Origin of the sequence: Streptomyces sp. SUK 48 (assembly GCF_009650765.1) — a bacterium.
Taxonomy (GTDB): domain Bacteria; phylum Actinomycetota; class Actinomycetes; order Streptomycetales; family Streptomycetaceae; genus Streptomyces.
Window position 1 is genome coordinate 4,206,543 of the sequence record NZ_CP045740.1, and the last position, 19,315, is coordinate 4,225,857.

The window sequence follows — 19,315 nt, forward strand, 5'->3', positions numbered from 1 at the left end:
TCACTCCTCGTGCTACTCGGCCGAGGGCGCCTCACCCTCGTCCGTGCCGGTGGCCTGGGTCTCCTCGGCGGTGATGTCGTCGGCGTCCCCGCCGTCGACCTCCTCCGCCTCGCGCCCCGCCTCGGCGTTACGTGCGATACCTACCACGGCATCGCGCTTGCCCAGGTTGATCAGTTGGACGCCCATGGTGTCACGGCCCGTCTCCCTGACCTCGTTGACTCGCGTGCGAATCACACCACCGGACAAAGTGATCGCGAGGATCTCGTCGGTCTCCTCCACGACCAGCGCCCCGACGAGCGAACCGCGGTCCTCCACGATCTTGGCGGCCTTGATGCCGAGGCCGCCGCGGCCCTGGACGCGGTACTCGTCGACGAGAGTCCGCTTCGCGTACCCGCCGTCGGTGGCAGTGAACACGAACGTACCGGGTCGCACCACATTCATCGAGAGAAGCTCGTCGCCCTCGCGGAAACTCATCCCCTTGACGCCGGAGGTGGCGCGGCCCATCGGGCGCAGGGACTCGTCCGTGGCGGTGAAGCGGATCGACTGCGCCTTCTTGCTGATCAGCAGCAGGTCGTCGTCGGCCGAGACCAGCTCGGCGCCGATCAGCTCGTCGTCGCCGCCGTCCTCGCGCTCCCGCAGATTGATCGCGATCACGCCGCCGGAGCGGGGCGAATCGTAATCCTTCAGAGGCGTCTTCTTGACCAGGCCGGACTTGGTGGCCAGCACCAGGTACGGCGCCGCCTCGTAGTCCCGGATGGCGAGGATCTCGGCGATCGCCTCGTCCGGCTGGAAGGCGAGCAGGTTCGCCACGTGCTGGCCGCGCGCCTCCCGGCCCGCCTCGGGCAGCTCGTACGCCTTGGCCCGGTACACCCGGCCCTTGTTGGTGAAGAACAGCAGCCAGTGGTGCGTGGTGGAGACGAAGAAGTGGTCGACGATGTCGTCCTCCTTCAGCTTCGTCCCCCGCACGCCCTTCCCGCCGCGCTTCTGCGCCCGGTAGTCGTCCGTCTTGGTCCGCTTGACGTAACCGCCGCGCGAGACGGTGACGACGATGTCCTCCTCGGCGATCAGGTCCTCGATGGACATGTCGCCCTCGTACGGGATCAGCTTGGTCTTGCGGTCGTCGCCGTACTTCTCGACGATCGCGGCCAGCTCCTCGCTGACGATGCCGCGCTGACGCTCCGGGGAGGCCAGGATCTGGTTGTACTCGTGGATCTTCGCCTGGAGCTCGTCGTGCTCCTGGACGATCTTCTGCCGCTCCAGGGCCGCCAGGCGCCGCAGCTGCATCTCCAGGATCGCGTTGGCCTGGATCTCGTCGATCTCCAGGAGGCCCATCAGGCCGGTGCGCGCGACATCGACGGTCTCGCTGCGCCGGATCAGCGCGATGACCTCGTCGATGGCGTCCAGGGCCTTCAGCAGACCGCGCAGGATGTGCGCGCGCTCCTCGGCCTTGCGCAGCCGGAACCGGGTCCGGCGCACGATGACCTCGATCTGGTGCGTCACCCAGTGCCGGATGAACGCGTCCAGGGACAGCGTGCGCGGCACACCGTCGACCAGCGCCAGCATGTTGGCGCCGAAGTTCGTCTGGAGGTCGGTGTGCTTGTACAGGTTGTTCAGCACGACCTTGGCGACCGCGTCCCGCTTCAGGACGATCACCAGACGCTGGCCGGTGCGCGAGGACGTCTCGTCACGGACGTCCGCGATGCCGCCGATCTTGCCGTCCTTCACCAGGTCGGCGATCTTCTGCGCCAGGTTGTCCGGGTTCACCTGGTACGGCAGCTCGGTCACCACCAGGCACTGCCGGCCCTGGATCTCCTCGACCTCGACCACCGCGCGCATCGTGATCGAGCCGCGCCCGGTGCGGTACGCCTCCTCGATGCCCTTGCGGCCCACCACCAGGGCGCCGGTCGGGAAGTCGGGGCCCTTGATGCGCTCCATGAGCGCGTCGAGCAGCTCCTCGTGCGATGCCTCGGGGTTCTCCAGGCTCCACTGGGCGCCGGCCGCGACCTCGCGCAGGTTGTGCGGCGGGATGTTGGTCGCCATGCCGACCGCGATGCCGGCCGAGCCGTTGATCAGCAGGTTCGGGAAGCGGGACGGCAGGACGGTCGGCTCCTGGGAGCGGCCGTCGTAGTTGTCCGTGAAGTCGACGGTCTCCTCGTCGATGTCGCGGACCATCTCCATCGACAGCTGCGCCAGCTTGCACTCGGTGTAGCGCATCGCCGCGGCCGGGTCGTTGCCCGGGGAGCCGAAGTTGCCGTTGGAGTCCACCAGCGGCATCCGCATCGACCACGGCTGGGCGAGGCGCACCAGGGCGTCGTAGATGGAGGAGTCGCCGTGCGGGTGGTAGTTGCCCATGACGTCACCGACGACACGGGCGCACTTGTAGAAGCCGCGCTCGGGGCGGTAGCCGCCGTCGTACATCGCGTACAGCACGCGCCGGTGGACGGGCTTGAGGCCGTCCCGGACGTCGGGCAGCGCGCGGGAGACGATGACGGACATCGCGTAGTCGAGGTACGAGCGCTGCATCTCGGTCTCGAGCCCGACGGGCTCGACACGCATGGCGAGTTCGCCGCCCTCTTCGGGGGTGACTGGAGTGTTCTCGTCGGCCATTGCTGGTGAAGATCCTTCCCTGTGCGGTCAGCTGAGACCGACTCAGATGTCGAGGAAGCGGACGTCCTTGGCGTTGCGCTGGATGAACTGGCGGCGCGCCTCGACGTCCTCGCCCATCAGCACCGAGAACAGGTCGTCGGCCTGGGCGGCGTCGTCCAGGGTGACCTGGCCGAGCACGCGGTGCTCCTGGTCCATCGTGGTCACCCGCAGTTCCTCGGCGTTCATCTCGCCGAGGCCCTTGAAGCGCTGGATGGAGTCCTCGCGGACGCGCTTGCCGCGCTGGCGCCCCATCTCCAGCAGCGCGTCGCGCTCGCGGTCCGAGTAGGCGTACTCGATGTCGTCCCGGCCCCACTTGATCTTGTACAGCGGCGGACGGGAGAGGTACACGTGCCCGGCCTCGACCAGCGGCCGCATGAAGCGGAACAGGAAGGTCAGCAGCAGGGTGCTGATGTGCTGTCCGTCGACGTCGGCGTCCGCCATCAGGATGATCTTGTGATAGCGGAGCTTCTCGATGTCGAAGTCCTCGTGCACACCCGTGCCGAAGGCGGAGATCAGCGCCTGGATCTCCTGGTTCTGCAGGATCTTGTCGATCCTGGCCTTCTCGACGTTGAGGATCTTGCCGCGGATCGGGAGGATCGCCTGGTACTGCGGGTTGCGGCCGGACTTGGCCGAACCGCCGGCGGAGTCACCCTCGACGATGAAGATCTCGCACTTGATGGGGTCGTTCGACTGGCAGTCGGACAGCTTGCCCGGCAGGGAGGCCGACTCCAGCAGGCCCTTGCGCCGCGTGAGGTCACGGGCCTTGCGGGCGGCGACACGCGCGGTGGCGGCCTGGATGCCCTTGCGGATGATGTCCGCGGCCTCGTTCGGGTTGCGGTCCAGCCAGTCGTTCAGGTGCTCGTAGACCGCCTTCTGCACGAAGGTCTTGGCCTCCGTGTTGCCCAGCTTGGTCTTGGTCTGGCCCTCGAACTGCGGCTCGCTGAGCTTGACCGAGATGATCGCGGTCAGACCCTCGCGGATGTCGTCACCGGTGAGGTTGTCGTCCTTCTCCCGGAGCAGCTTCTTGTCGCGCGCGTACTTGTTGATCAGCGACGTCAGCGCGGCGCGGAAGCCCTCCTCGTGGGTGCCGCCCTCGTGCGTGTGGATGATGTTGGCGAAGGAGTACACGCCCTCGCTGTAGCCGCTGTTCCACTGCATCGCGACCTCGAGGGACAGGCTCTTGTCCTTGTCCTCCGCCTCCAGGTCGATGATCGTGGGGTGCACCGCCTCTCCCTTGCGGGAGTTGAGGTACTTCACGAAGTCGACGATGCCGCCCTCGTAGTGGTACGTGACCGACTTGACCTCGGCCTTCTCGTCCGCGCCCGCCTCGTCCGCACCGCTGGTCGCCTTCGCCGACTCGCGCTCGTCGGTGAGCCTGATGTTCAGGCCCTTGTTGAGGAAGGCCATCTCCTGGAAGCGCCGGGACAGCGTCTCGAAGGAGTACTCGGTGGTCTCGAAGATCTCCGGGTCGGCCCAGAAGGTGACCGACGTACCGGTCTCCTCGGTGGCCTCGTGCTGGGCCAGCGGGGCGGTGGGCACGCCCATCTTGTAGTCCTGCGTCCACCGGTACCCGTCGGTCTTGACCTCGACGGAGACCTTGCCGGACAGGGCGTTCACCACGGACACGCCGACACCGTGCAGACCGCCGGAGACGGCGTAGCCGCCGCCGCCGAACTTGCCGCCCGCGTGCAGCACGGTCAGCACGACCTCCAGGGCCGGCTTGCCCTCGGACGGCACGATGCCGACCGGGATGCCGCGGCCGTTGTCGACGACGCGGACGCCGCCGTCGGCGAGGATCGTCACGTCGATGAGGGTCGCGTAACCGGCCAGCGCCTCGTCGACCGAGTTGTCGACGACCTCGTACACCAGGTGGTGCAGTCCGCGCTCGCCCGTGGAGCCGATGTACATGCCGGGCCGCTTGCGGACCGCGTCCAGCCCTTCGAGCACGGTGATGGCGCTGGCGTCGTACGAGGCCGTCGGGGCGGGGACCTCGGCGTTCACGCCGGCGTCGGTGGACGGGATGTTCTCGTTGGGGTTGCCGGAATCGGCCACGAAGCGCCCTTTCTGGCACTGGCACAGCACGAGCCGGGCTCCTGGGGGCATCCCCTCGGGGGAAGGTCGCCGGAGCGGCTGCGGCATGTTGCGTTGGTAAGCCTTGAATCAGCGTTGCTCAGCTTTTCCCGGGCGGTCCCCACGTTGGGGCGGGATTGGCTTCCAGTCTACCGGTAGCGCTGACATCGATGGGGGTTTGCGGGTACCTGAGTCCCCATGTGCCGCCCTGAACCGGTCTCCGCCGGGTACCGATATACGGAAGGGGGCTCCAAGAGCCTCACAGCGGCACTCAGAGCTTCGGGCCGTCAACCCTTGGCTACTCCAGGGTCGGTACGCGTCCCGCGCCCGTGCGGCGACGGCCGTGCGCGGGGCGAACCCGCAGGCCAGAGGGGTGTGACGCGATGCCGCGACGTGAGGTACGTCACCCGTAGGTGTCGCCCGGACCCATGCTTCCCGGAGCCCGCAGCGGGCCGTAGCGGCGGGCCGGGCCGCCGGGGCCGTGCACCTTGATCAGCCGGACCGTGCCATGGCCGAGATCCTCGTTGAGCCGGGCGACCAGGGCCGGCGCGAGCAGCCGCAGCTGGGTCGCCCAGGCCGTGGAGTCGCAGGCCACCACGAGCACCCGCTCGTCCTCGTCGTAGCGCTGCGGCACACAGTGCTTGGCCAGGTCCTCGCCGACGATCTGCGGCCAGCGGCCCATCACGCCGCCCACGGCCGCCGGGGTCTCCCAGCCGCGCTCGGTGATCAGCCGGTTGATCGCCGAACCGAGTGCCATCGGGTCGCGGCCGTCGGCCCGCGCCCCGGACCGCAGCCCGCCGCCCCGCCGGGCCTGCTTCTTCTGCCGGGCCGCGTCGCCGCGCGCGCGGGCCTGCTCCTTCGCGGCGCGCAGCGCCACGCGCGCGAGGTCCACCCCGGAGGGCTCGCCGCTCTTCTCGGCGCCGTCCTTCCCGCCGCTCATACGCGTTCCACCGTCCCGCCCGAGACGGAGTACCGCGCCCCGGCCAGTACGGGCGGGACGTCGTCGTCCACGGCGGCGGTGACCAGCACCTGCTCGCCGGGCGCGACCAGCTCGGCCAGCCGCTCGCGGCGGCGCGCGTCCAGCTCGGCGAAGACGTCGTCCAGGACGAGCACGGGCTCGTTGCCCTCGGCGCGCAGCAGCTCGTACGAGGCGAGGCGCAGGGCGAGGGCGTACGACCAGGACTCGCCGTGCGAGGCGTACCCCTTGGCGGGCAACTGGCCGAGTTTCAGGACCAGATCGTCGCGATGGGGCCCGACGAGCGTGACGCCCCGCTCGATCTCCTGCTTGCGCGCCTCGGCCAGGGCGGCGAGCAGCTGCGCGTACAGGTCCTCACGGGTGTGGGCCTCGCCGGGCGCGGACGGCTTGTACTCCAGCCCGAGCGGGCCGCCGCCGGGGGCCAGCTGCTCGTACGCCTTGTCGGCCAGCGGCCGCAGCGCGGCGATCAGGTCGAGCCGCCGGGCGAGCAGCTCGGCACCGGCGTGCGCGAGGTGCTGGTCCCACACGTCGAGGGTGGACAGGTCCATGGTCCGCCCGCCGTGCCGGCGCGCGAGCGCCGCGGACTTCAGGAGCGTGTTGCGCTGCTTGAGCACCCGCTCGTAGTCGGAGCGCACCCCGGCCATCCGCGGGGAGCGCGCGGTGATCAGCTCGTCCAGGAACCTGCGCCGCTCCCCGGGGTCCCCCTTCACCAGGGCGAGGTCCTCGGGCGCGAACAGCACGGTCCGTACGATGCCCAGCACGTCCCGGGGCCTGACCTGCGAGGACCGGTTGACGCGGGCGCGGTTGGCGCGGCCGGGGTTCAGCTCCAGCTCGATCAGCTGCTGCCGGTCGCCCTGGCGGACCTGTGCCCTGATCACGGCCCGCTCGGCGCCCATGCGCACCAGCGGCGCGTCCGAGGCGACGCGGTGGCTGCCCAGGGTCGCCAGGTAGCCGACCGCCTCCACCAGGTTGGTCTTGCCCTGGCCGTTGGGCCCGACGAAGGCCGTGACGCCCGGGTCGAGCGGGACCTCGGCCCGTTCGTACGAGCGGAAGTCGGCCAGCGAGAGATGCGTGACGTGCATGGGCGGTACGCCGGCCTCCTTCCGCTTCCGCGCGACGAACGGGCTGTGGATCGCGGGGCGCCCCCCGGACTGCTTCGGACTACTTCTTCTCTACGGCGTGGCCGCCGAACTGGTTGCGCAGCGCGGCGATCATCTTCATCTGCGGCGAGTCCTCCTGACGGGAGGCGAACCGCGCGAACAGCGACGCGGTGATCGCCGGCAGCGGCACCGCGTTGTCGATCGCGGCCTCCACCGTCCAGCGTCCCTCACCGGAGTCCTGTGCGTAACCGCGCAGGCCGTCCAGGTGCTCGTCGTCGTCCAGGGCGTTCACCGCGAGGTCGAGCAGCCAGGAGCGGATGACGGTGCCCTCCTGCCAGGAGCGGAAGACCTCACGGACGTCCGTGACGGAGTCGACCTTCTCCAGCAGCTCCCAGCCCTCGGCGTACGCCTGCATCATGGCGTACTCGATGCCGTTGTGGACCATCTTCGCGAAATGGCCCGCGCCCGCCTTGCCGGCGTGCACCGAGCCGAAGTCGCCCTCCGGCTTGAGCGCGTCGAAGACCGGCCGCACCCGGGCGACGTGCTCGGCGTCGCCGCCGTACATCAGCGCGTACCCGTTCTCCAGGCCCCAGACGCCGCCGGAGACGCCGCAGTCCACGAAACCTATGCCCTTGGCGGCCAGTTCCCCGGCGTGCTTCTCGTCGTCCGTCCAGCGGGAGTTGCCGCCGTCCACGACCACGTCGCCCGGCTCCAGCAGCTCGGCGAGCCGGTCGACGGTCGACTGGGTGGCCTCGCCGGCCGGGACCATCACCCACACCACGCGCGGAGCGCTGAGCTTGCCCACAAGCTCTTCCAGGCTGTGGACATCCGCGATGTCGGGGTTGCGGTCGTATCCGACGACGGTGTGGCCCGCGCGGCGGATCCGCTCGCGCATGTTGCCGCCCATTTTGCCGAGGCCGACGAGACCGAGCTCCATCAGTTGTGTTCCTTAGGGTCGCTGCTGGCGTCTGGGGCACGAGAGTGCCGCCCCGAGCCTAGACGGCCCCGTTCACGCACAGTTGTGGGCTCCGGCGCTCATCCGGCGCCACCCTGCGGAGGTGCCGGACGCCCTCACGGATGCCCGGCTTTGTGCACACCTGTGGACGACGCCGGCTGCGGTCAGCCGCTGAGCCGCACCGGCATGATCAGGTACTTGTATGCCTCGTCGGCCTCCGTGTCCAGCGCCGGCCTGCCGCTGAGCAGCGCGGGCTTCGTGGACGTGGTGAACGACAGCTGCGCCACCGGCGAGTCGATCGCGCTCAGGCCGTCCAGCAGGAACGTCGGGTTGAAGGCGATCGAGATGTCGTCGCCCTCGAGCTGCGCGTCGACCCGCTCCACAGCCTGTGCGTCGTCGCTGGAACCGGCCTCCAGGATCAGCACGCCCTGCTCGAAGCTCAGCCGCACCGGGGTGTTCCGCTCGGCCACCAGCGCGACACGCTTGACGGCCTCCACGAACGGCGCCGTCTCGATCACCGCGACCGAGTTGAACTCCGTCGGGAACAGCGTCCGGTACTTGGGCAGGTCGCCCTCGAGCAGTCGCGTGGTCGTACGCCGGCCCGCGCCCTCGAAACCGATGAGGCCCTCGCCCGCGCCGGAGCCCGACAGGGCCAGCGTCACGCTGTCGCCCGCGCCGAGCGACTTCGCGGTGTCCAGCAGCGTCTTGGCGGGCACCAGGGCGACCGCGGACGCCTCCGGGTTCTCCGGCTTCCACAGGAACTCGCGGACCGCGAACCGGTAGCGGTCGGTGGACGCCAGCGTCACCGTGTCGCCCTCGATCTCGATGCGCACACCGGTGAGCACGGGCAGCGTGTCGTCGCGGCCCGCGGCGATGGCCACCTGGGACACGGCGGCGGCGAAGACCTCGCCGGGCACGGTGCCGGTCGCGTTCGGCATCTGCGGCAGCGCCGGATACTCCTCCACCGGGAGGGTGTGCAGCGTGAACCGGGACGATCCACAGACCACGGTCGCCCGTACACCGTCTGTGGAAATCTCCACCGGGCGGTTGGGCAGCGCACGCGAGATGTCGGCGAGCAGCCGGCCGGAGACCAGGACGGTGCCGTCCTCCTCGACCTCGGCGTCGACGCTCACCCGAGCGGACACCTCGTAGTCGAAGCTCGACAGGCTCAGCTGGCCGTCCTCGGCCTTCAGCAGCAGGCCGGCGAGCACAGGCGCCGGCGGACGGGCAGGCAGGCTGCGTGCCGCCCAGGCCACTGCCTCCGCCAGTACGTCGCGTTCCACCCGGATCTTCACCGTAAGCCGCCCTCCTGCTGTTGCTTCCTGAGTCCTCCGACTCGGTGTCACCGCCCACTGCGGAGGGAAGGACACCGGGGACCAGTCTGACGCACCGCACTGACAGTAGGTGCCCGTCGGGGTCAAGTCGGTCCGAGCGGCAGTCGGGCTCGAAACAGCGAGTTGTGCACAGCCCCCGCTTCAAAGCGATTGCCGAGCTCTCTCTAGTTGGGAGTAGTAGTAGGGCCTGTGGATACCGTGGATAACCACGTTTGCCCAGCTCAGCGCATGTTTTTTGTCCACCGGGCCTGTGCATGGAGGCGGTGGACAACCCGGGGTATCTGTGGAGAACGGAAAGTTCTGCACACCTCGCCCACAGGACGAGGGCAGTTCTCCCCAGCTGTGTCCCCAGGAATACCCAGGTTTCCCACACCCCAACCCGGCACCTTTGTGTGACGCCTTTCACTCGACGCGGTGAGAGGGTGCGTCGCGTTGCCGAACAGTGGACAGCGATGTGGAGAAGCCCCGTCACACTGGGGACAACCGCCCCCAGCCTGTGGGTTGCCGGTGGACAACTTCATGCACACCCTGTGGATCATTTCTTCGTCCACAGCCTGTGGATCATCTTCGTCCACGATTCCACAGCCACCTGAGCTGCACCGACGCGATCTCGCCGCCCTGCCTGTGGACACACCTCGGGACAACTCCACCATCCCCACCGTGTGGACGAAAGAAAGTCGCCGAATCTGTGGAGGGCGGCCGTAACCCGACGAGAAATCGAACAGCCGGCGACGACCGCGGGGTGCTCGGCGGACCACCAAGGCGGCCGTGACCGGGTGGCTCCGGCCGTTCTGAGTACGAGAACTGAGTAGGGCGACGCTGCCGACGGTCCTGTCGGCGGCGTTTGGATCGCTCCATGACGCCGACTCCGCCCGCCGTTCCCGCTCCCGCTTCCCGCCCCTGGGCCAAGGCCGTGGGGCTGAGCGCCGCCGGGGCCGTCGTGGCGCTCCTGCTCGTGTGCTTCGCCGCAGGCTGCACGGCCCTGGCGGGCGGCCCGGTCAGCTCCGAGGCGGACTTCCTGGCCCACGTGCGCGATACGCGGGCCGCCGGGGAGGACACGGTCCGCTTCCTGGGCTCGGACCCGGACTCCGTGAGCCTGGACGAAACCAGGTCGTCCGCGTCCTGTGTGGACGACCTCGGCGTCGACGACGGCGGGATCAGCCGGGACCAGCCGTCCGTCTCCTGGGCCCCGGACTTCCCGGACGGCGACGCCGGGTATCGCGCGGCGATCGCCGCGCTCCGCGGACGGTGGTCCGAGCGGGGATGGAAGGTGACCACGGAGCCGGAGACCGACCCGGTCAGCGGCCGGGCAACCGGCCGGCAAGTGATCCACACCACCGACGACCACGGCGTCACGCTGTCGCTGAGCCCCGGCCGGCACACCGGCGAGGGACGGGTCGTGGCCGACGGCGGCTGCGTCCGCCACGAGGGCGTCTGGGAGACGGACGACCGGGATCTCTGACGACCAGGATCTCTGACGACCAGGGCCTGTGCTGAGGGGCCGAGCGATCCGGCGCCGCCGCACGGGGCCCGGCCCGGGGGCCCCTCGTCCGCCCGGAAGCCGCCCACACCAAGGGAGCCCACACGAAGGGCGCCCACACGAAGCCCGCGCACACGAAGGGCGCCCCCGAGACCCTCGGTCCCGAAGACGCCCTCGACCGCCGGCCGGCGGGGCCCGGCGGCGGTCAGCCGTTCTTGATCCGGTTCGTCAGTTCCGTCACCTGGTTGTAGATCGACCGCCGCTCCGCCATCAGCGCCCTGATCTTCCGGTCGGCGTGCATGACCGTCGTATGGTCCCGGCCCCCGAACTGCGCCCCGATCTTCGGCAGCGACAGATCCGTCAGCTCCCGGCACAGGTACATCGCGATCTGCCGCGCCGTCACCAGCGCCCGCCCCCGCGACGTCCCGCACAGGTCCTCGACGGTCAGCCCGAAGTAGTCCGCGGTCGCCCCCATGATCGCCGTGGCCGTGATCTCCGGCGCGGAGTCCTCGCCGCCCGGGATCAGGTCCTTGAGCACGATCTCGGTGAGCCCCAGGTCCACCGGCTGCCGGTTGAGCGAGGCGAACGCCGTCACCCGGATCAGCGCGCCCTCCAGCTCACGGATGTTCCGCGAGATCCGGGACGCGATGAACTCCAGCACCTCCGGCGGCGCGTTGAGCTGCTCCTGGACCGCCTTCTTGCGCAGGATCGCGATCCGCGTCTCCAGCTCGGGCGGCTGCACGTCGGTGATCAGGCCCCACTCGAAGCGGTTGCGCAGCCGGTCCTCCAGCGTGACGAGCTGTTTGGGCGGCCGGTCGCTGGAGAGGACGATCTGCTTGTTGGCGTTGTGGAGCGTGTTGAAGGTGTGGAAGAACTCCTCCTGCGTCGACTCCTTGTCCGCGAGGAACTGGATGTCGTCCACGAGCAGGATGTCCATCTCGCGGTACCGCTTGCGGAAGCTGTCGCCCTTGCCGTCGCGGATGGAGTTGATGAACTCGTTGGTGAACTCCTCCGAGCTGACGTACCGCACCCGCGTGCCCGGGTAGAGGCTGCGCGCGTAATGCCCGATGGCGTGCAGCAGATGGGTCTTGCCGAGCCCCGACTCCCCGTAGATGAACAGGGGGTTGTACGCCTTCGCCGGCGCCTCCGCGACCGCCACCGCGGCCGCGTGCGCGAACCGGTTGGACGCGCCGATGACGAACGTGTCGAAGAGGTACTTCGGGTTCAGCCGTGCCGTCGGCTCACCGGGACCGCTCGGGGGCCCGGGCTTGGCGGCCTGCGGCCCGGGCGTCCCCGCCGGGGAGCCGTCCGGCCGGCCGGTGCCGCCGCGGTGCGCGGGACCGCCGCCCATCGGCTGCTCGGGCAGCTCACGGCGGACCGGGTCGCGCTGGTCGTACTCGGTGCGCGAGGGCTCGTAGTCGGAGCGGTCGTACTCGGACCGCTCGTACTCGGAGCGCGGCTTGTCGTAGTCGGGCCGCGGCTTGTCGTACTCGGCGCGCTGCTTGTCGTAGTCGGGGCGCGAGGACTCGTACTCCCCACGCTCGCCCCGTTCACTGCGGTCGCCCCGTTCACCGCGTTCACTGCGGTCCCCGCGCTCGCGCGGGCCGTCGTACTCGCCGCCCCGCTGCTCGTACGACGGCCGGTCCATGCCCTGCTGGCGGTAGTCGTGGACCGGCGGCCCGTAGGGGTCCTGGGGGCGTCCGTGGGAGGACGGCGAGGCGTACGGGTCGCGCTCGGGGAAGCCGAGCCGCTGCTGCTGCCAGCCGTAGTCGTCCTGTCCGCCGCGCGGCCAGGCGCCGGGCTCCGGGCGCTGGTACTCGGCGGGGTAGGCCGGGCGGGCCGTGGGCAACTGGTCGCCGCGCGAGGCCGGTTCGCCGCCCTGGTGCTGGTCCGCGCGGTGGCGGCCGTAGCCCTCGTACGACGGGCCGGAGGGCAGCTCGGGCTCCTCGTAGCGCGAGGGGGCCGGCTGCGGGGCGCTCGGCGCCGGGGGCTCGCCCGCGGAGTCGTCGACGGTGATCGCGATCCGGATGGGGCGGCCGCACTCGCGGCTCAGCGTCTCGCTGACGATCGGGGCGAGACGGCCCTCCAGGACGTTCTTCGCGAATTCGTTCGGTACGGCGAGCAGGGCGGTGTCCGCGACCAGCGCGAGCGGCTGGCAGCGGCGGATCCAGTGCTCGTCCTTGACCTCGACACCCTGTCCGCGGCCCTCCCCGAGGAGCTGGTCCAGTACGCGTGGCCACACTGCGGCAAGATCGGCAGGTACGTCAGCCACAGGGCACGCTCTCTCACGGGGGTGAATGTCGGGTGGTCGGCGGGGCAAACCCGCCGGGGCGGGGGACAAAAGAACGAATCGGAGTCCAGCCACGGTAGTCAGCGCGGCCGGTAGGGTTCAAGTTGTTGTCCCCAGCCTGTGGACAGTGTCTCCCAGCGACACTCGGTTTGACCGGATGGCGTAGCCCCGCGTACCGTAACCAGGTCGAGTTGTCGATGGCTGCTGCCGCCTGCCTCCGATGGGCACAGATCGCGTCAGGTGATCGGGAAGCGGTGCAATCGGGCGTGACGCGAGCTACTCGTGGGCGCACGGTGACAGCCAGGACGGCACCCCGCCACTACCGATTCTTTCTGGAGCCCCCGAGTGAGCAAGCGCACCTTCCAGCCGAACAACCGTCGTCGCGCGAAGACCCACGGCTTCCGGCTGCGTATGCGCACCCGTGCCGGCCGCGCGATTCTCGCGTCCCGCCGTAGCAAGGGTCGCGCCCGTCTGTCCGCCTGATCCCGGTCAGGTCATGACATCGTGCTGCCCACCGAGAACCGGCTGAGGCGGCGCGAGGACTTCGCGACCGCTGTACGACGAGGCCGCCGGGCCGGTCGTCCGACCCTCGTCGTCCACCTTCGTAGCGGTGCCACGGACCCGCACGCGCCTGGGGAGAGCGCTCCTCCGACGCGTGCGGGTTTCGTCGTCAGCAAGGCCGTGGGTGGCGCGGTCGTGCGCAACAAAGTGAAGCGCAGACTGCGTCATCTGATGCGGGACCGCGTCGTACTTTTTCCCCCCGGTAGCCTGGTAGTGGTACGAGCGCTGCCCGGGGCGGGCGACGCCGACCATGCACAGCTGGCCCAAGACCTGGATGCCGCTCTACGGCGGCTGCTGGGAGGGGGCACGCGATGAAGTACCCGCTGCTGGCTCTGATCAAGCTGTACCAGTGGACGATCAGTCCATTGCTCGGGCCGGTCTGCAAGTACTACCCGTCGTGCTCCCACTACGGCTACACGGCCATCGACCGGCATGGTGCGATCAAGGGCACGGCACTCACCGCCTGGCGCATCCTCCGGTGCAATCCGTGGTCGCTGGGCGGCGTGGACCATGTCCCGCCGCGCAAGCGTCCGCGGTGGCACGAAATGCTGCGCGACGCCTGGCGCGCACGCCGGGGCGGGTCCTCCGCCGCCGAACCGGCCACCGAAGCGAAGCCCGAGGACTTTGTCTCCGAGCTTCCTCCGAGCCCGGCCGCAGAGACTCGTCCCATGCCCAAGGAGCATGATTAGTGGACACGATTGCCAGCCTGTTCAGTTTCATCACCTGGCCCGTCTCCTGGGTCATCGTCCAGTTCCACACGGTGTACGGGGCGATCTTCGGACCTGATACCGGGTGGGCCTGGGGCCTGTCCATCGTGTCCCTGGTGATCCTGATCCGCATCTGCCTGATCCCGCTCTTCGTGAAGCAGATCAAGGCGACGCGTGCGATGCAGACGCTCCAGCCTGAGATGAAGAAGATCCAGGAGCGCTACAAGAACGACAAGCAGCGTCAGTCCGAAGAGATGATGAAGCTGTACAAGGAGGCGGGCACCAACCCGCTCTCCTCGTGCCTTCCCATCCTGGCGCAGTCCCCGTTCTTCTTCGCCCTGTACCACGTGCTCAACGGCATCGCCTCGGGCACCAAGATCGGCTACATCAACTCCGATCTGCTCGCCAGTGCCCGCCAGGCGCACATCTTCGGGGCCCCGCTGGCCGCGAAGTTCCTGGACGGCGCCGACACGGTGGCGAAGCTCGGCGCCTCGCTGACCGACGTCCGCGTCGTCACCGCGATCATGATCGTCCTGATGTCGGCGTCGCAGTTCTACACGCAGCGCCAGCTGATGACGAAGAACGTCGACACCACGGTGAAGACGCCGTTCATGCAGCAGCAGAAGATGCTGATGTACGTCTTCCCGATCATGTTCGCCTTCTTCGGTATCCGCTTCCCCGTCGGTGTCCTCATCTACTGGCTGACCACCAACGTGTGGACCATGGGCCAGCAGATGTACGTCATCCGCAACAACCCGACCCCGGGTTCCAAGGCCCAGGCCGCGTACCTGGAGCGCCTGACCAAGCACGTCACGCACCACGGCAAGGTCGGCCGCCGCAGCGAGAAGGCGATCATCAAGGCGATCGTCGCCAAGGGCCGCGAGCGCAACGAGTTCGAGCGCAAGTTCATCAACTCCCTGCACAAGGCCGGCCTCGCCGCTCAGGCGGACGGCACCGTGGCGAAGAGCGTGGCGACCGAGACCGAGGAAGGGACCGAGGAGGGTGTGACCACCGCCGCCGGTACCGTCCAGCGTCGCCAGCAGCCCAAGCGCCAGAGCAAGGCCCAGCGTCAGTCCGGCGGGACCAAGCAGACGGGCGACTCCCTCTCCCTGGAGAAGTCCGACTCCTCTGAGACCTCCGATTCCTCCGAGCAGCCCGGCTCGTCGGAGGAGAGCGACCAGCCGCAGGACAGCAAGTCCGCCGCTGCCCAGCAGGGCTCGAAGCCCGGCTCGGGCGCCCGCAGCAAGGCCCAGAGCGGCCAGCGCAAGGGCGGTTCGCAGCGGCCCAAGTCCCCGTCCAAGAAGTAAGAAGGAGCCCAGCCCGTGACGGAAGGCACCACCTCCGCCGCTGCCGAGGGTGCAGACACCCTCTCGCGCCTCGAGCAGGAGGGCGAGATCGCGGCGGACTACCTGGAGGGTCTGCTGGACATCGCCGACCTCGACGGCGACATCGACATGGATGTCGAGGCCGATCGGGCCTCCGTGTCGATCATCAGCGACAGCGGCGGCCGGGATCTGCAGAAGCTGGTCGGCCGGGACGGCGAGGTGCTGGAGGCGCTTCAGGAGCTGACGCGTCTGGCCGTGCACCGGGAGACCGGTGACCGCAGCCGGCTGATGCTGGACATCGCCGGGTACCGGGCCCAGAAGCGGACCGAGCTGTCCGAGCTGGGCGCCAAGGCCGCCGCCGATGCGAAGAGCTCCGGCGAGCCCGTGAAGCTGCGGCCGATGACGCCCTTCGAGCGCAAGGTCGTGCACGACGCGGTCAAGGCCGCCGGGCTGCGCAGCGAGTCCGAGGGCGAGGAACCGCAGCGGTTCGTCGTCGTGCTGCCCGCCTGATCGGCCCCCCTTTGTTCCACCGGCCCCGTCTGTTGAGCAGGCGGGGCCGAACTTTGTCAGCCTGGTAGTTCTGGTGGCCGGTGCGCGAAGCACCGGCGCTGTACGGAAGGACGGTCCCCGTGACGGAGGCAGCGGCGCTTCCCCCCGCCCCCGAGCAGGCGCGCGAAGTATTCGGTGATCGCTTCGCCGATGCGGTGCGCTACGCGGAGCTGCTCGCGGAGGCGGGTGTGCAGCGTGGTCTGATCGGCCCGCGGGAAGTACCCCGCCTGTGGGAGCGGCACATCCTGAACTGCGCGGTGCTCTCCGAGGCCGTTCCCGAGGGAGTGACGGTCTGCGACGTCGGCTCCGGCGCCGGGCTGCCGGGCATCCCGCTGGCCCTGGTCCGTGAGGACCTCAACATCACCCTGCTGGAGCCGCTGCTGCGGCGCACCAACTTCCTCACCGAGGTCGTCGAGATGCTCGGCCTCGACCATGTCACCGTCGTACGGGGACGTGCCGAGGAGGTCCTGGGCACGCTGGCGCCGGTCCATGTGGTGACCGCCCGCGCCGTGGCCCCGCTGGACCGCCTGGCCACCTGGGGGGTCCCGCTGCTGCGCCCGTACGGCGAGATGCTGGCCCTCAAGGGCGACACCGCCGAGGAGGAGCTGAAGGCATCGGCCACCGCGCTGAGCAAGCTCGGTGCGGTGGAGACCTCGATCCTCCATGTGGGCGAGGGCATCGTGGACCCGCTGTCGACGGTGGTCCGGGTCGAGGTCGGGGAGAGCCCCGGCGGGGTGCGCTTCGCCGCCAAGCGGGCGAAGGCCGCGCGCACGGGCCGGGCCCGCCGGCGCCGCTGAGCCGACTGGCCGTACTCCCACAAGCTGCCCGCCCACGTACGACGGAGTGTCGCGAGGACCCGGTCGCCGGTGCTGTGCATCGTTGTTTCACGTGAAACGTCGCTCACTGTTGCACGGCATCATCAGTCGCGGCCGCGCGGCCGAACCCCGCGACCGGAAGCCCCTCGGTTCTCTCGGAGGAGGCTCGGGCTCTTCTGTCAGACCGGCTCCGGCCCCCGCAAGGGGCACGGAGTTGTCCACAGAGGTGGATTTCTCCACAGAAGACCCGGCCTCGCTGGTTCACGACCCCGAAGGCATGGGAGGCTCTGTTCATTGCGAGCCTGAAGTCGAGGAGAGTGAATCCTTGCGGTCCGACGCCAACATCGCGGGACCGATGACCGATCCGGTCCCCGGTCCCCGAACCGAGTCGACGGGTGCGGATGTTTCACGTGAAACACCGCCCCCGATGGACGACACCCCCATCGGTCGTGCGGCCCAACTGGCCGTGGAGGCTCTGGGCCGTGCCGGCGAAGGTCTGCCGCGACCGGAGCAGACCCGCGTCATGGTGGTCGCCAACCAGAAGGGTGGCGTGGGCAAGACGACGACGACCGTCAATCTTGCCGCCTCGCTGGCTCTGCACGGTGCCCGGGTGCTGGTGATCGACCTGGACCCGCAGGGCAACGCGTCCACGGCCCTCGGGATCGACCACCACGCCGACGTTCCGTCGATCTACGACGTGTTGGTGGAGAGCAAGCCGCTCGCCGAGGTCGTCCAGCCCGTGCCGGACGTCGAAGGACTCTTCTGTGCCCCGGCCACCATCGATCTCGCCGGTGCGGAGATCGAGCTGGTGTCCCTGGTGGCCCGCGAAAGCCGCCTGGACCGCGCGATCCAGGCGTATGAGCAGCCGTTGGACTACGTCCTCATCGACTGCCCGCCCTCGCTCGGCCTGTTGACGGTCAATGCGCTGGTCGCGGGCCAAGAGGTGCTCATCCCGATCCAGTGCGAGTACTACGCGCTGGAGGGCCTGGGCCAGCTGCTGCGCAATGTCGATCTGGTGCGGGGGCACCTCAACCCCGCCCTGCATGTATCGACCATCCTGCTCACCATGTACGACGGCCGGACGCGACTCGCCTCCCAGGTCGCGGAAGAGGTGCGCAGCCACTTCGGCGAAGAGGTGCTGCGGACGAGCATTCCCCGCTCGGTCCGTATCTCCGAGGCGCCGAGCTACGGGCAGACGGTGCTGACTTACGATCCTGGATCGAGCGGCGCCCTCTCGTATCTTGAGGCGGCCCGAGAAATCGCGCTGAGGGGCGTTGGCATCAGCTATGACGCGAGCCAGGCCCACATCGGCGCCCAGAGCGACCCGAGCATGGTGGAGGGGATCCAGTGAGTGAGCGACGGAGGGGGTTGGGCCGAGGACTGGGCGCGTTGATCCCTCCTGCCCCGGTCGAGAAGAACCCGGTACCGGCCGCGCTGAGCGGCGGTGCGTCCGCCTCTCCCGCGGGCGCTCCGGTGCTGACGGCGGAGCGCGGGGTTGCCGCGGCGAAGGTGGCCGCGCTGCCCTCGCCCTCCCAGGAGGCCGAGGAGCGATCGGCGGCCCCGGCCGGGGAGACGCCCGCGCCTCCGCTGGGCGCCCACTTCGCCGAGATCCCGCTGGACGCGATCACGCCGAACCCGCGCCAGCCGCGCGAGGTCTTCGACGAGGACGCCCTGCACGAACTGATCACCTCCATCCAGGAGGTCGGTCTGCTTCAGCCGGTCGTCGTGCGGCAGTTGGGCCCCGGCCGCTATGAGCTGATCATGGGCGAGCGCCGCTGGCGCGCCTGCCGCGAGGCCGGTCTGGAGGCCATCCCGGCGATCGTCCGGGCCACGGACGACGAGAAGCTCCTTCTGGACGCGCTGCTGGAGAACCTGCACCGTGCGCAGCTGAACCCGCTGGAAGAGGCCGCCGCCTACGACCAGTTGCTGAAGGACTTCAACTGCACGCACGACCAGCTGGCTGACCGGATCGGGCGCTCCCGTCCGCAGGTCTCCAACACCCTGCGGCTGCTGAAGCTCTCGCCGACCGTGCAGAAGAGGGTCGCCGCCGGAGTGCTCTCCGCCGGACACGCGCGGGCGCTGCTGTCCGTGGCGGACTCGGAGGAGCAGGACCGGCTGGCCCACCGCATCGTGGCCGAGGGGCTGTCGGTGCGGGCCGTCGAGGAGATCGTGACCCTCATGGGCTCCCGGCCGCAGAAGCCGCAGCGCCCCAAGGGACCGCGGGCCGGATCCCGGCTCTCCCCGGCGCTGAACGAGCTGGCGACCCGGCTGTCGGACCGCTTCGAGACCCGGGTGAAGGTCGACCTCGGGCAGAAGAAGGGCAAGATCACCGTCGAGTTCGCCTCCATGGACGACCTCCAGCGGATCCTGGGCACCCTCGCCCCGGGCGAGGGCCGGGTCCTGCCGAGTGATCTTCAGGAAGGCTCCGAAGAGGACCAGGACGACTGATCCCGGTCGCTTCGATCCCCTGGGATCAGGCGAGGAGCGGGCGTGTCCGGTGTGTACCG

General features: G+C 69.5%; 16 protein-coding genes. 9 read left to right on the forward strand and 7 right to left on the reverse strand.

Translation table 11 applies throughout. The features are described 5' to 3' along the window. Window positions 1-12: 12 nt before the first annotated feature. The 6 genes from gyrA to dnaN all read right to left on the reverse strand — a co-directional run bounded on the left by gyrA (window position 13) and on the right by dnaN (window position 9,042). Window positions 13-2,607, reverse strand: coding sequence for a DNA gyrase subunit A (gyrA, locus tag GHR20_RS18200; RefSeq protein ID WP_153813775.1), 2,595 nt, complete (start codon window positions 2,605-2,607; stop codon window positions 13-15). Between the two features lie 42 nt (window positions 2,608-2,649). Beyond that, window positions 2,650-4,749 (reverse strand): DNA topoisomerase (ATP-hydrolyzing) subunit B, encoded by a 2,100-nt coding sequence (gene gyrB / locus GHR20_RS18205; protein WP_153816034.1) that lies wholly within the window; start codon window positions 4,747-4,749, stop codon window positions 2,650-2,652. A gap of 370 nt (window positions 4,750-5,119) precedes the next feature. Then, complete coding sequence (locus GHR20_RS18210; protein WP_111583359.1) at window positions 5,120-5,656, reverse strand: DciA family protein; 537 nt, start codon at window positions 5,654-5,656, stop codon at window positions 5,120-5,122. Next, complete coding sequence (gene recF / locus GHR20_RS18215; protein ID WP_111583360.1) at window positions 5,653-6,774, reverse strand: DNA replication/repair protein RecF; 1,122 nt, start codon at window positions 6,772-6,774, stop codon at window positions 5,653-5,655. Before recF ends, GHR20_RS18210 begins: the two co-directional genes overlap by 4 nt. A gap of 79 nt (window positions 6,775-6,853) precedes the next feature. Beyond that, on the reverse strand, window positions 6,854-7,729 hold the full coding sequence (gene gnd, locus GHR20_RS18220; protein ID WP_111583361.1) for a phosphogluconate dehydrogenase (NAD(+)-dependent, decarboxylating): 876 nt from the start codon (window positions 7,727-7,729) through the stop codon (window positions 6,854-6,856). A gap of 182 nt (window positions 7,730-7,911) precedes the next feature. Further along, window positions 7,912-9,042, reverse strand: a complete 1,131-nt coding sequence (gene dnaN / locus GHR20_RS18225; RefSeq protein WP_148024332.1) for a DNA polymerase III subunit beta — start codon at window positions 9,040-9,042, stop codon at window positions 7,912-7,914. A gap of 895 nt (window positions 9,043-9,937) precedes the next feature. On the opposite strand from dnaN, the gene GHR20_RS18230 reads away from it, so the two are divergent. After that, entirely contained in the window at window positions 9,938-10,543 is a 606-nt protein-coding gene (locus GHR20_RS18230) for a hypothetical protein (RefSeq protein WP_153813776.1), read from the forward strand. Window positions 10,544-10,766: 223 nt separating this feature from the next. Here the strand turns inward: GHR20_RS18230 and dnaA are convergent, their stop codons facing one another. After that, the gene (gene dnaA, locus GHR20_RS18235; protein ID WP_153813777.1) at window positions 10,767-12,833 is read right to left on the reverse strand and encodes a chromosomal replication initiator protein DnaA; all 2,067 of its coding nucleotides are present in this window, start codon (window positions 12,831-12,833) and stop codon (window positions 10,767-10,769) included. Window positions 12,834-13,196: 363 nt separating this feature from the next. Between dnaA and rpmH the strand changes: the two genes are divergently transcribed. The 8 genes from rpmH to GHR20_RS18275 all read left to right on the forward strand — a co-directional run bounded on the left by rpmH (window position 13,197) and on the right by GHR20_RS18275 (window position 19,256). Next, on the forward strand, window positions 13,197-13,334 hold the full coding sequence (gene rpmH / locus GHR20_RS18240; RefSeq protein WP_003956500.1) for a 50S ribosomal protein L34: 138 nt from the start codon (window positions 13,197-13,199) through the stop codon (window positions 13,332-13,334). 21 nt (window positions 13,335-13,355) lie between these two features. Then, the gene (gene rnpA, locus GHR20_RS18245) at window positions 13,356-13,727 is read left to right on the forward strand and encodes a ribonuclease P protein component (RefSeq protein WP_111583366.1); all 372 of its coding nucleotides are present in this window, start codon (window positions 13,356-13,358) and stop codon (window positions 13,725-13,727) included. Beyond that, window positions 13,724-14,101 (forward strand): membrane protein insertion efficiency factor YidD, encoded by a 378-nt coding sequence (yidD, locus tag GHR20_RS18250; RefSeq protein WP_111583367.1) that lies wholly within the window; start codon window positions 13,724-13,726, stop codon window positions 14,099-14,101. The genes rnpA and yidD overlap by 4 nt, the downstream gene beginning before the upstream one ends. After that, complete coding sequence (gene yidC, locus GHR20_RS18255) at window positions 14,101-15,426, forward strand: membrane protein insertase YidC (protein ID WP_153813778.1); 1,326 nt, start codon at window positions 14,101-14,103, stop codon at window positions 15,424-15,426. The genes yidD and yidC overlap by 1 nt, the downstream gene beginning before the upstream one ends. A gap of 15 nt (window positions 15,427-15,441) precedes the next feature. After that, window positions 15,442-15,954, forward strand: a complete 513-nt coding sequence (locus tag GHR20_RS18260) for a R3H domain-containing nucleic acid-binding protein (RefSeq protein WP_111583369.1) — start codon at window positions 15,442-15,444, stop codon at window positions 15,952-15,954. 119 nt (window positions 15,955-16,073) lie between these two features. Continuing rightward, the gene (rsmG, locus tag GHR20_RS18265; RefSeq protein WP_111583370.1) at window positions 16,074-16,790 is read left to right on the forward strand and encodes a 16S rRNA (guanine(527)-N(7))-methyltransferase RsmG; all 717 of its coding nucleotides are present in this window, start codon (window positions 16,074-16,076) and stop codon (window positions 16,788-16,790) included. A gap of 295 nt (window positions 16,791-17,085) precedes the next feature. Next, window positions 17,086-18,159, forward strand: coding sequence for a ParA family protein (locus tag GHR20_RS18270; protein ID WP_111583414.1), 1,074 nt, complete (start codon window positions 17,086-17,088; stop codon window positions 18,157-18,159). After that, the gene (locus GHR20_RS18275; RefSeq protein ID WP_111583371.1) at window positions 18,156-19,256 is read left to right on the forward strand and encodes a ParB/RepB/Spo0J family partition protein; all 1,101 of its coding nucleotides are present in this window, start codon (window positions 18,156-18,158) and stop codon (window positions 19,254-19,256) included. Before GHR20_RS18270 ends, GHR20_RS18275 begins: the two co-directional genes overlap by 4 nt. The last annotated feature ends 59 nt before the right edge of the window (window positions 19,257-19,315 follow it).